Below are 13,075 nucleotides of genomic sequence, written 5' to 3' on the forward strand. Positions count from 1 at the left end.
CACTTTATGTTATTACTTGATGAAGGAAGTACCGCAGTTGATAGCATGCGTAAGGTTGCAGTACTGTCAAAAAACGAATCGACGACCAAAGAAGTCGCACAATTATTACGTACCAAAGGGTTGGAAAATGTCAAATTGGTGCAAGAAAATATCTTTTCAGATTTTCGGGAGACTTTTTCCGTTGAAGATATTTTAGGCGTTATTGTCGATATTGGCGATGAATCCGATGTAAAAATCATTTCCGAGCATATTCGCAGTGTTGTTCCGCAAAATATGTGGTGCTGTGTAATCGGACAAAGTGATTCGATTTCACTTGCACAAAAACTATTGGAAGAGGGCATTTTATATTTTCATTCCGGTTCCCAGCTGAATCAAATGGTGGGAAAAATCTTGTCCGGTGTGAATATTCCGTTGGTACGCAATACGGTAAAAATTAATGTATTAAGCTGTAAAGGCGGTATAGGTGCGAGTTTTATCAGTTCACATATTGCTAGTGAAATTTCACTCATTAAAAAAGTGAAAGTCATGGTTGTGCAAGGTTCAAATGGTTCTCAGGATTTAGATTTACTGTTTGATAAAAATATGCCGGGAGACATTGTTGAGTATATGCCTAATTTAGATTTACTTAAAGGTGATCCGGCATTGCTCTCTACTCCGGTAAAGGAACGTTATAATTTTATTATTTATGATCAGCCTATTTTTAACGTAGCAAAAGATGATTTTGAAAAGTTTTTGCACAATAGTAATACTTTTATCTTAGTTGTTAACCGTACTATCGGTGCATTACGAGTAGCAAAACAGTTTTTGGATGAGTGTGAACGTATTCGTAATACTAGCGGCAAACCAATTCGTACGTTTATCTGTATATCCGATCATAATGCGGAAACTTCAAAATTAATGGCGAAAAGAGATATTGAAACTTTGCTTAAATGCTCGGTGGATGCGATTATTCCGCATTTGAAAAAAACGGCCGTTAATAACGTATTGTCCGTTAATTTGGGGCGCAACGGTAAAAAAGAATTGGATTCGTTTGTGATGAAAGTGATCGGTGCGGTGCCGCGTAATAAACTTCAAACCAAGAAAAGTTTATTTGCTTCCTTATTCGGCGCATTAACTAATAAATAAGATAAAGAAAGAATATGGCATTAACAAAAGCACAACAGATTCTTTTTAGAAATGAACTGTTAAGTAACCTTGATATTGAAAAGATTGATGAAACTCAAGGTAATCGTAGCAAACTGGTTGATGAATTAAATCAGCTTGTACTTCGGATCGCACAAACCAACAATATCCACTTAACTTCGGTCGATGCAATGTGGATGGCGGAATTAATCGCCGATGAAATCGCCGGTTATGGACCTATCCGTGAGTTGATGGAAGACGATACGGTTAATGATATTCTGGTCAACGGACCGGATAGTGTTTGGGTTGAACGGGCGGGCGTTCTGGAAAAAACCGATAAAACGTTTATTAATAACGAACAACTTACCGATATTGCAAAACGTCTGGTTGCACGTGTAGGACGTCGTATTGATGACGGCAGCCCTTTGGTGGACTCGCGTTTACCGGACGGCAGTCGTTTGAATGTAGTGATTCAGCCTATCGCATTGGACGGTACTTCCATTTCCATTCGTAAGTTCAGTAAATCGAAAAAAACGTTACAAGAACTTGTTAATTTCGGTTCGATGACGCTTGAAATGGCAAATTTTCTCATTATTGCCGCAAGATCACGCGTAAATATTATTGTATCGGGCGGAACCGGGTCGGGTAAAACGACCTTGCTTAACGCCCTATCAAATTATATTTCGCCTAAAGAACGCGTTATCACGTTAGAAGATACGGCCGAACTTAGATTGGAACAACCGCATGTAGTTCGTTTGGAAACCCGCCTTGCGGGTGTGGAAAAAACCGGTGAAGTCAGTATGCAGGATTTGGTGATTAATGCGTTACGTATGCGTCCCGAACGAATTATTGTAGGGGAATGTCGTGGTGCGGAAGCATTTCAGATGTTGCAAGCGATGAATACCGGCCATGACGGTTCAATGTCAACATTGCACGCTAATAGTCCGCGAGATGCAACAGCCCGTTTAGAAAGCATGGTGATGATGTCTAATGCCTCATTGCCGCTCGAAGCTATTCGTCGAAATATCGCTTCCGCCGTAAATATTATCATTCAGGCTTCCCGTTTAAATGACGGTTCAAGAAAGATTGTTAATATTACAGAGCTAATGGGTATAGAAAACGGACAAATTGTTATGCAGGATATTTTTTCTTACCAACCAACTAAAGAGCGTGATAAGAATGGAAAGATTGTAGGAGAGTTTGTTTCTCACGGTCTATTGACACGCTCTGCAGTATATCAGAATGCTCAGGTATTTAATCTTAGTAAAGAGTTACAGAGTGTTTTTGAGGAAAATAAATGATTGCACTTTATTACATTATTTTTGTCTTCGGAATACTGTTATTGCTTTATACGGCAAAAGGCTGGAGAAAGACAAGTAAAAAGATTAATAGTAGAGAGGCCTCTGTTACTCTGATTTCAAAAATCCTTTTGACTATAAAACAAAAGGCTGAGTTGTGGCAATATTATTTTGTCACCGGAGATAAAAAGAAGCTGCCTCGCAATATTATCATCACTTTTATTGTTTTTTTAGTGATGTCTTATCTTAATCTTTGGTATATCCGGCTTGATCGCGTGGTATTCTGTTTATTATTCGGCATCCTATTTGTAATACTGGTTTGGATGTGGGGTAAACGCCGAAATCATAAAATGTTCACGGAGAGGTTTTCGGAGGCTATCCAAATTTTGACTTCGGCAACAAGTTCCGGTGCCGGTTTGTTACAGGCATTAGAACGTTGTGGTAAGGATTTGCCGGGACTATTGGGCGAAGAGTTCAAAAATATCCATAAACGTTTAGCCATAGGTGAAGATCCGATTTCGGTTTTTGAAGATAGTTATACTCGCTATCCTTATAAAGAATTCTATTTCTTTATCATGATCATCCGAACTAATTTAGCGAAAGGCGGACAGATTCGCGAGGTTATTTCCCGTTTAGGTCGTTTGATTGCAGATAATAAAAAAATGGAAAAGAAAAAGAAAGCAATGACTTCCGAAGCACGTATGTCGGCAATGATTGTTGCTTCGTTTCCTGTGGCATTCTTTCTTTTTATGCGATTCTTTATGCCTGATAATTTTGATTTCTTAATTAATGATGCCAGTGGTCGTATAGTGCTCTATTATGTAATCGGCAGTGAAACCATCGGTATGTTGATTATTTGGTGGCTGATGAGGAAATCCACATGATTAAAATATTTCTATTTTATCTTGTATTAATCGTATTAGGGTTTTGGATTCTGTTTTTTGCTTTTTCCTATAAAAGACGGTTGGAACGTAATAGAGAATTCCTTACGGGAGAACGTCCTAAAGATAAAAGCAATACGGAAACACAAAGGGGTAAGAGCAAGCAACAGATAGAACTGGAATTGTTGTTAATTAATCATAACCCTATTTTGAAATTTTTAGGTCTTGTTGATAAAAATATAAAAATTAAGTTATTAGTCATATTTTTATTATTCGGTATCTATTATTTATTCAATTTAAAAAATGATAGTTCGGATCTTATTTTAGGATTTGTGCTGATTTTTGTGTTGACTATCCTGCTTCCGGGATTATTGACCGGTTCAATCTTAAAAGCCAAAGTGAAGAAAATTATGGCGGATCTTCCCGGCTTTATCGATCTGGTAGCGGTAAACGTACAGACGGGGGTGAGTATTGATGCGGCATTAAAGCAGGTTGCCGTAGACTTTAAAAAATTGAATCCTGATTTGACTTACGTAGTATTGAGGATAATCAGAAAAGCGGAAATTACCGGACTGGAACTGGCTTTGCAAGACCTTGTGGTTTCTCTGCCGACGGCGGAGATCAGAATGTTCTGCACCGTATTGCAGCAGAGTTTGAACTTCGGTTCTTCAATGTATCTCCAATTGATTCAGTTATCGGCGGATGTCCGGGAATTACAGTTATTAACGATAGAGGAAAAACTGGGTACTTTAGCTGCAAAAATGAGTATTCCGTTAATTCTGTTTATCATGTTTCCAATCATTATTTTAATTTTAGCACCTGGTGCGATGAGGGTATTTCCAAATGTTTTTTAAATTAACTAAAAGAGTTTTGTTTTGTAGTCTGCTTATTTCAATTACGGCTTGTTCCGCTAATTTTAAGGCAAAAAGTGAACTTACTCCGGAAAATGTGGCGGCAAAAGAAAAGCTGTATGAAAGTACCGGGAATTACAGTTCTCTGATTTCGCTTTACCGTGACGTATTAAAAACGAAAGAAGATTCTAATATTCGCTATAAACTGGCGAACAATTATTATCGCCAAGGAGATAGCGAAGCTTCGCTGTTATATTTAAAACCGTTATTGCAACAACAAGGTAATCAGGCAATAAATGACAATGTTCGTTTATTACAGATTAAAAACCTAATTCAACTGAAAAATTATAACGAAGCGATTACCGCCGCCACTAGTGCATTGAACAATTCCTCGTCGGTCAGTAAAGGCGAAATCTATAATCTGCGCGGTATTGCTTATGCTCAAATCGGTAAATTAGACAATGCCCGTAACGATTTAAACAAATCGAGAGAATTGTTTATTAATGATGTCACCGCAGTAAATAATCTGGCTATGCTAAGCATTATTAACAGTGATTACAAAAACGCGGTGCAATTGTTGTTACCGCAGTATTTAAACGGTGTTAAAGAACCTCGTTTGATACATAATTTGGTTTTTGCATTAGTTAAAGAAGGCAATATCGATTATGCCAAGGATATTATTCAAAAAGAGCGTTTGAATACTTCGCCGGACGATTTAATTAATGCTTTGAGAAAAACCGAACGCACCTCAACCGCGGTACATAAATAGTCCGTTAAGGGTAGGGTATTGATATGAAAAAATTTCTATCAAATACGAAAGGTGTTTCTACCGTTGAGTTCTCGTTAACCATTGCTATTTATCTGTTTGTGGTCGTGCTTATATTGGAATTTTGCCGATTGGCGATTACCACGGCATATTGGGATTTGGCGATTACGGAAAGTGTCCGTATCGCCCGTTCTCAGCAGGCATTGGAAGGTAATTATGAAAACGCATTTCAGGAAGCACTGAAAAAGCAACTGGTCATGCAAGAAAAATCACCTATTGGTTATTTGGCGGCGAAAGCCAAAAACGGTCCCAAGGTAGAAGTGAAATATGTGGATTGTGATAGAGGTCCTCAATGTATAACCAATTTATTAAATAATAAATTCAGAGAACCTAAAGTTGAGAACGGTATATTGGTGTCTCCTAATGGAATGAATGCTACATTAGCGCAATATACTTTGGATTATGAATATTCTTTTCTTATAGGATTACCGTTTTTACCGAAATCGTTTACCGATTCGCTTTTACATCGTCAATTTGTTGTGGTACAGGAATATGGAAGATCGTTATTTAATCAACAGAGAAACCGGTAAATCCGATTGTTTCGAGCAAATCAAAAAACGTTGCGGATTGAAAGGTTTTTTGCTTAACAGCAAAGGATCCGTGACGATAGAATTTATCTTTATGCTTATTTTGCTGGTATTCGTATTTGCTTTTTTGGCGGATTTGGTTATTTTGCGTTCCACTATGGGACGTTTGGATAATGCTTCTTATTCGTTAGTAAATATTCTACGGGAGCGTACTCAATTATATGAGCGTAGTACAACGCTTACAAACGACGATTTGAAGAATTTTCAGGTACTGGGAACAAGATTGATGCACGGCAAAAACAGTAAAGAAAACGTCTCTATTGTGTTGGAATACTGGAACGCTGACACCGGGCTACAAACACTGTTTGCCGGTGATCGTGGCTGTACACCCTATCGTCGGTTAAATGAACTTTCGTATTTATCACCGCATTCCGAAATTAACAACGAGCGTAGAATTCCGCTTTATCAGGTTACGCTGTGCGTGCGGACACATAGCTTCTTTAAAGCGATATTACTGGATTCCGGCAATGTATCGGACAGATTGCTGCGTTCTTCTTCCATGTCAGTTTCCCGTTAAGCGAAATAAAAAGGATTTATTATGAAAAACAGTTTTTATTTTACCCGATTATTTTTGCACAAAATAAAGCGCTTTTATCATGATGAAAGTGGTGTTTACGCAGTAATGACCGCACTTTTATTGTTTCCTTTATTAGTCGTGATCGCCTTTGCCGTTGACGGTTCCGGTATTTTGCTGGATAAGGCCCGTTTAGCTCAGGCAACTTCACAAGCCGCATTGTCTTTAACGGCTGAAAACAATAAGTATCGCGAAAAGTCTCATGATGATGTAGATAGGCAAAGTTTCACACCGGAGCAATTGAAAAAATTCGGAAACTCTAAAAGTGCAAAGCAAGATAGCCGTAACCTGGAATTAGTGCACGGTATTGCCAAAGCTTATTTCTATTCGAAAAAAAATAACGATCAAACTGATTTTGTTACTATTACAGACAATTTCCGCTATAAATGTGAAGAAGTCGATTCACTCGGGCCAAATCGTTATGAAGTTCGTAAACCGGTAGTCTGTGAAGTACAGGGTAAAGTTAATCGCCAATTTTGGTTGCCTTGGGGTACCGGGCTTGTGGAAAATAGCTTAATGGAAAATCGTCTCCCGATAGATTCCGGATTAACTTATGCAGTAAAACAAAAAGGTATTACTGTTCCTATTGATTTAATGTTGGTATCCGATTTTTCAGGATCTATGTTACAAGATGTTAACGGTAACGAAGCATGGAGAAATAGAAAAATCGATATTTTAGTTTCCGTAGTTAAAGATATACAGGATCTTTTATTACCGGCTAAACCTTCGGCGGATGTGAGTCCGTATAATCGAATGGGTTTTTCCGCTTTTGCTGGTGGAGCCAAACAGTTAGGAGAAAGAGGCCAAGAGTGTGTATTACCGTATTATGTAAAAGATGATCGTTATTCTGAAATACGCGATAGTTTGCGCAGAGGTCATTGGCCTAATGAAAGGAATTTTAATCGCAAATTAGATGTAGAAAAAACCATTGGTGATATTAAAAATTTCAATGGAAAAAAACGAGATTATAAACTTATTTTAAATAATCCCGGTTCTTGCTTAGGAGATAATTATAATATTGCAACGACTGACGCTTGGTTTGATCAAAAAAATAAAAATATTTCGGGTGCATTGAAAAAGATAACACCGAAGGGATGGACCGCCGCCACTTCCGGTATGATTATCGGTGCCAATGTAATGATGATAAAAAACGAAGAGGCTAAAGCGAAACCTGAAGAATTAGGCACTAACACTCAGCGGGTAATGTTAGTATTATCAGACGGTGAAGATAATAAGCCGACAGAACGAACATTGATTACATTATTGGAAAATAATCTCTGTAATGCCATCCGTGAACGTGTTGATACTTTGCAGGATAATAAATACCCCCGATTGCCTACCAGAATTGCATTTGTCGCTTTCGGATATACTCCGAATGAAAAGCAGGAAAAAGTTTGGAAACAATGTGTAGGTAATGATCAATATTATAAGGCTGATAGTCGGGAAGGTTTATTGAAAGCCTTTAAACAAATTATAAGTTTTGAAGAAGAAGTGGGCACTTCGTCTTCTAAAAAACCAAAGCTTAAATAAGCAAAGCTCTTCGTCAACGATGAAATTGTGGATAAGCATCCCGTATGCAAGGTATAACCGTACCTTACGTAGTGATTTGCCAGCAGTTTGGGCTCTTCGGAGCCCTTTTTTTATGCAAACATTTTGAAAAATGACCGCACTTTTAAATAATATGATCTAAATCACAAAACTAGGTTTTTCATCTTTCCTGTGCTACCTCATCAGTGTTAGAATCAGACAAATTTTTGTAAATCAAAGAGGTAAAGTTATGACTTTTCGTATTGAAAAAGACACTATGGGCGAAGTTCAAGTTCCTGCGGATAAATATTGGGGAGCACAAACAGAACGTTCACGTAATAACTTCAAAATCGGCCCTGCGGCATCTATGCCGTTAGAAATCGTTGAAGCATTCGGTTATTTGAAAAAAGCGGCGGCATTTGCAAATACTGATTTAGGTGTGTTACCGGCAGAAAAACGTGATTTAATTGCACAGGCTTGTGATGAAATCTTAGCGGGCAAATTAAACGATGAATTTCCATTAGTTATTTGGCAAACCGGTTCGGGCACGCAGTCTAATATGAACCTGAATGAAGTGATTTCTAACCGTGCTCACGTATTAAACGGTGGCAAATTAGGGGAAAAATCTATTATCCACCCAAATGATGATGTGAACAAATCTCAATCATCTAACGATACTTATCCGACGGCAATGCATATTGCCGCTTATAAAAAGGTTGTTGAAGCCACTATTCCGGCTGTTGAGCGTTTGCAAAAAACCTTTGCGGCAAAATCCGAAGCATTCAAAGATGTCGTGAAAATCGGTCGTACGCACTTAATGGATGCAACACCATTAACATTAGGTCAGGAATTTAGTGCTTATGCCGCTCAATTGTCTTTTGCCTTAGCGGCAATTAAAAATACCTTACCGCACTTACGCCAACTTGCATTAGGCGGTACGGCAGTAGGTACAGGTTTGAATACACCTAAAGGCTATGATGTGAAAGTTGCGGAGTATATCGCAAAATTTACCGGCTTACCATTCATTACGGCGGAAAACAAATTTGAAGCATTGGCGACTCACGATGCCATCGTAGAAACACACGGTGCATTAAAACAATTAGCCATGTCTTTATTCAAAATTGCCAACGATATTCGTTTATTGGCTTCCGGTCCGCGTTCAGGTATCGGCGAAATTTTAATTCCTGAAAATGAACCGGGTTCATCCATTATGCCGGGTAAAGTGAATCCGACACAATGTGAAGCTATGACGATGGTTGCAACCCAAGTATTAGGTAACGATACCACAATTTCTTTTGCCGGTTCTCAAGGTCATTTCCAATTAAATGTGTTTAAACCGGTAATGGCTGCAAACTTCTTACAATCAGCCCAATTATTGGCGGATGTATGTATTTCTTTTGATGAACACTGTGCTGTGGGTATTGAGCCGAACTATCCGCGCATTAAACAGCAACTTGAAAATTCGTTAATGTTGGTGACTGCATTGAATACCCATATCGGTTATGAAAATGCGGCGAAAATTGCGAAAACTGCACATAAAAACGGTACAACATTACGTGAAGAAGCCGTGAATTTAGGCTTAGTTGCTCCGGAAGACTTTGATAAATGGGTTCGTCCGGAAGATATGGTGGGCAGTTTAAAATAATTTAAACGGTTTTCATTAGTGAACATAAAGGGATGTCATTTGGCATCCCTTTCAATTTGAAGCGTAAAAAAATCAAAAAAGCAACCGCACTTTTGACCAAATTAAAGCGATTAAAAAGAACATGGCTTGTAGCACGACAATGCAGGGACCGGTATCCCCATCAATATGATAACTGATTAATGTCCCCAGCAGAGTGGAAGTGAGCGAGCACACTAATGCGATAGCAATCATGCGGTCGAAGCGTTTCGTTAAAATATACGCGGTGATTCCCGGTGAAATTAACATAGCCACCACTAAAATCACACCAACTACCTGCATTGCACTGACAATAGTTAATGCCAGTAAAATCAATAGGCTATAATGTAATGTTTTAATAGATAAACCGACTACGCGAGCATGGCTGGGATCAAAACAATAAAGCAGAAAATCCCGACGTTTTAATAAAATAACGCAAAACACAATAGCGGATATGATTAAGGTTTGTACTAATTCTTGCGGATGGATGCCCAATAAATTACCAAATAGAATGTGTAATAAATGTTGATCGGTTTCCACTTTGGTGAAAATCACCAGACCCAGTGCAAACATGCCCGAAAAAACAATCCCCATTACTGTGTCTTCTTTAATCCGGCTGTTTTCTTTTAAATATCCCACACTGACGGCACAAAAAATACCGGACAGAAATGCCCCGATAGCCAGCGGGACTCCTATAATAAAAGCCAAAATAATTCCGGGTAGCACCGCATGAGAAATGGCATCCCCCATTAATGACCAGCCTTTTAAGACCAAATAGCAAGATAATAACGCACAAACCACAGCCACGACCACTGCAATTAATAAGGCGTGTTGCATAAAATCATAGGAGAGCGGTTCGTTAATCCAATTTAATAATGCTTGCATTACAGAGTCTCCGTTTTTATCACTGATTTGTTGCGAAAGAATAAGCCGTATTTAGGGGAGAAAAAGAAGGCCAATAAGAATAGTAAAGTTTGTAGAGTGACAATTATACCACCGGTTGCACCGTCTAAATAATAGCTGATATAAGCACCGACACCGGCAGTAATAAAGCCAAGTGCGGTAGAAATTATTAATAATTTTCCAAATCGGTCGGTGAGTAAATAGGCGGTAGCCCCTGGCGTAACAACCATGGCAATGACTAAAATCGCCCCGACGGTTTGTAAGGCGGCAACGACGCAAGCACTCAGCAAAGTGAAAAACAGCACTTTATAGAATGTTGGTGATAGTCCTACGGCAGTAGCTTGAATTTCATCAAAAAACACTAATAACAAGTCTTTCCAAAATATCAAAGAAAAAATTAAACAGACAATAGCAATAATGCTCACTTGTATCATATCTTCGTCTGCGATCCCGAGAATATTGCCGAAAATAATTTCTTGAACGTTAATTGAAGTGGGATTGAGAGAAACAATAAGTAAACCTATAGCAAAAAATGTGGTAAAAATAAAACCAATCACTGCATCTTCTCGCAATTTTGTGATGGATTTCACCCAAAGAATAGCAAGTGCGGCTAAAATTCCGGAAAAAAATGCCCCTACCGCATAGGGTAATGAAAGTGCATAGGCAATGGCAACGCCGGGAACAACCGAATGAGAGAGTGCATCACCAATCAGTGACCAACCTTTTAACATTAAATAAGCGGATAAAAATGCACATACTCCGCCCACAACAGCACTGATGAAAATCGCTTTAAACATATAATTGTAAGCGAAAGGTTCAAGCAATAAATCCCACATAATGCTGATTCCTATTTATCCTTTTGTTCAACACAAGGTTTAATAATGGATGCCGGCGGATCATTTTTGGTTTGACCATAGAATACTGCCGGGCGTTCATCATCGGTAAGTACAGTAACGGCACGTTGATCGGCATCATTATGTAAATCTTCACCTTGTAATTTAATATGACGCAATACGCCGCCAAAGACTTTTTCCAGATTTTCCTGATTGAATGTGGTTGCAGTTGTGCCGGTTGCGATGACAGTGCGGTTAATCATGACCACTTGATCGCAGAAATCCGGTACGCTACCGAGATTATGCGTGGATACTAAAATTAAATGACCTTCGTTACGCAGTTGACCGAGCAATTCCACAATGGCATTTTCGGTTTTCACATCAACGCCGGTGAATGGTTCGTCTAATAAAATAATTTTACTTTTTTGTGCTAGTGCACGTGCTAAAAATACACGTTTTTTCTGACCGCCGGACAACTCTCCGATTTGCCGCTCTGCCAAGTGTTCGATATTAACCCGTTGCATGGCTTGCAAAACTTCTTGTTTGTCGATAGCTTTGGGTATACGTAGGAAATTCATATAACCGTAGCGTCCCATCATAACTACGTCATAAACCGAAACCGGGAATTGCCAGTCAACATCTTCGCTTTGCGGTACATAAGCGACCAGATTTTGTTTTAATGCCGTTTGAATCGGTAAGCCGCATAAGTGAATTTTTCCTTGTTGCGGCTTGACTAATCCCATCAGGCTTTTGAATAGGGTTGATTTTCCACTGCCATTCACACCGACAAGTGCACAGGTTGTACCTCCTTGTAAACTAAAAGATACATCATGAATAGCGGTATGCCCATTATTGTAGCGAACTGTAACATCCTGTACTTGCAATGTGGTGTGAAGTGGCGTAGTCATTATTTTCCAAATCCTTTTACTATAGTGGAAACCGTGGTTTTTAATAGATCAATATAGGTCGGAACCGGGCCGTCAGCGGTAGAAAGGGAATCGACATACAACACACCGCCGTATTTTGCATCGGTTTCTTTTACCACTTGTTGTGCCGGTTTCGGTGAAATGGTACTTTCACTGAACACGACCGGAATATTATTTTTACGGACTAATTCGATCACTGCACGGACTTGTTGCGGGGTGCCTTGTTGATCTGCATTTACCGGCCATAAGTAGGCTTCTTTGTAGCCATAGTCATGGGCTAAATAACTGAATGCTCCTTCACTGGTTACTAACCAACGTTTTTCCGCCGGCACTTGATCTAATTTAGCACGCAGCGGTTGATCCAGTTGTTTAATCTGTTCGGCATATTGTGCCGCATTTTTGGTATAAGTTTCAGCATTTGCCGGATCGTATTTTACTAATGCATTTTTAATATTTTCAATATAAATTAATGCGTTAGACGGTGACATCCAAGCGTGCGGATTCGGTAGGTTGGCATAAGCCCCTTCGCTAATCATCAACGGAGTAATGCCTTCGGTAACCACAACGGAAGGGGTATCTTTGATATTCTGGAAGAAGCGTTCAAACCAGCGTTCCAAATTTAAACCGTTCCACAAAATAAGATCGGCAGATTGTGCCTTTACAATATCTTTTGGCGTCGGTTGATAGTCGTGGATTTCTGCACCGGGTTTGGTAATGGATTCCACTGTGGCGGCATCACCGGCTACATTTTGGGCAATGTCTTGAATAATGGTAAAAGTAGTTACGACTTTAAATTTTGCTTCGGCTTGAAAGGGAATCATGCTGAAGCTGCCGAGTAATAAACAGATTGCGATAAAACGTTTCATATTTGTCTCCTTTAATAATCTTGTTTTCATCGTGGGTATTATATTAAAATGATAATGATAATCAAGTATAAAATGTAAAAAATTTGTTTATTTGTTTGAATTCTGCATTTTTAACAGCTTAATTATTTTTTATCAAATAAAATTTTTAAAAAAGAAACCGCACTTTGAGCTGCAGCCCAAAAGTGCGGTCAAAAAATTTCTTTTTTTGAGGAAATTTTTTA

The 13,075-nt window shown here is 38.8% G+C and carries 13 protein-coding genes; 9 read left to right on the top strand and 4 right to left on the bottom strand.

Going from position 1 to position 13,075, the window contains the following annotated elements; translation table 11 throughout:
* The first annotated feature begins 6 nt into the window (after window positions 1-6).
* The 9 genes from EDC44_RS08320 (at window position 7) to fumC (ending at window position 9,311) form a co-directional block, all read left to right on the top strand.
* Entirely contained in the window at window positions 7-1,125 is a 1,119-nt protein-coding gene (locus EDC44_RS08320) for a CpaE/TadZ family protein (protein WP_131977272.1), read from the top strand.
* Between the two features lie 14 nt (window positions 1,126-1,139).
* Window positions 1,140-2,423 (top strand): TadA family conjugal transfer-associated ATPase, encoded by a 1,284-nt coding sequence (locus tag EDC44_RS08325; RefSeq protein WP_131977275.1) that lies wholly within the window; start codon window positions 1,140-1,142, stop codon window positions 2,421-2,423.
* A complete protein-coding gene (locus EDC44_RS08330) occupies window positions 2,420-3,304 on the top strand; it encodes a type II secretion system F family protein (RefSeq protein ID WP_131977278.1) in 885 nt (294 codons plus the stop codon). The genes EDC44_RS08325 and EDC44_RS08330 overlap by 4 nt, the downstream gene beginning before the upstream one ends.
* Entirely contained in the window at window positions 3,301-4,155 is an 855-nt protein-coding gene (locus EDC44_RS08335; RefSeq protein ID WP_131977352.1) for a type II secretion system F family protein, read from the top strand. Before EDC44_RS08330 ends, EDC44_RS08335 begins: the two co-directional genes overlap by 4 nt.
* Complete coding sequence (locus EDC44_RS08340; protein ID WP_131977281.1) at window positions 4,145-4,921, top strand: tetratricopeptide repeat protein; 777 nt, start codon at window positions 4,145-4,147, stop codon at window positions 4,919-4,921. Before EDC44_RS08335 ends, EDC44_RS08340 begins: the two co-directional genes overlap by 11 nt.
* A gap of 23 nt (window positions 4,922-4,944) precedes the next feature.
* Window positions 4,945-5,508, top strand: coding sequence for a TadE/TadG family type IV pilus assembly protein (locus EDC44_RS08345; protein WP_131977284.1), 564 nt, complete (start codon window positions 4,945-4,947; stop codon window positions 5,506-5,508).
* Entirely contained in the window at window positions 5,471-6,082 is a 612-nt protein-coding gene (gene tadF / locus EDC44_RS08350; protein ID WP_131977287.1) for a tight adherence pilus pseudopilin TadF, read from the top strand. The genes EDC44_RS08345 and tadF overlap by 38 nt, the downstream gene beginning before the upstream one ends.
* 21 nt (window positions 6,083-6,103) lie before the next feature.
* Window positions 6,104-7,669, top strand: coding sequence for a TadE/TadG family type IV pilus assembly protein (locus tag EDC44_RS08355; RefSeq protein ID WP_131977290.1), 1,566 nt, complete (start codon window positions 6,104-6,106; stop codon window positions 7,667-7,669).
* Between the two features lie 247 nt (window positions 7,670-7,916).
* Window positions 7,917-9,311, top strand: coding sequence for a class II fumarate hydratase (gene fumC / locus EDC44_RS08360; RefSeq protein ID WP_131977293.1), 1,395 nt, complete (start codon window positions 7,917-7,919; stop codon window positions 9,309-9,311).
* 72 nt (window positions 9,312-9,383) lie between these two features.
* On the opposite strand, the gene EDC44_RS08365 is transcribed toward fumC, so the two are convergent.
* From EDC44_RS08365 to EDC44_RS08380, 4 genes are read right to left on the bottom strand one after another with little or no spacing between them, the layout of a single operon-like run.
* Entirely contained in the window at window positions 9,384-10,211 is an 828-nt protein-coding gene (locus EDC44_RS08365) for a metal ABC transporter permease (protein ID WP_131977296.1), read from the bottom strand.
* On the bottom strand, window positions 10,211-11,065 hold the full coding sequence (locus EDC44_RS08370; protein WP_131977299.1) for a metal ABC transporter permease: 855 nt from the start codon (window positions 11,063-11,065) through the stop codon (window positions 10,211-10,213). The genes EDC44_RS08365 and EDC44_RS08370 overlap by 1 nt, the downstream gene beginning before the upstream one ends.
* Window positions 11,066-11,076: 11 nt before the next feature.
* Entirely contained in the window at window positions 11,077-11,970 is an 894-nt protein-coding gene (locus EDC44_RS08375) for an ATP-binding cassette domain-containing protein (RefSeq protein WP_131977302.1), read from the bottom strand.
* Entirely contained in the window at window positions 11,970-12,809 is an 840-nt protein-coding gene (locus EDC44_RS08380) for a metal ABC transporter substrate-binding protein (RefSeq protein ID WP_243647925.1), read from the bottom strand. The genes EDC44_RS08375 and EDC44_RS08380 overlap by 1 nt, the downstream gene beginning before the upstream one ends.
* Window positions 12,810-13,075 lie beyond the last annotated feature (266 nt).

It is taken from the genome of Cricetibacter osteomyelitidis, from assembly GCF_004340985.1.
GTDB lineage: Bacteria > Pseudomonadota > Gammaproteobacteria > Enterobacterales > Pasteurellaceae > Cricetibacter > Cricetibacter osteomyelitidis.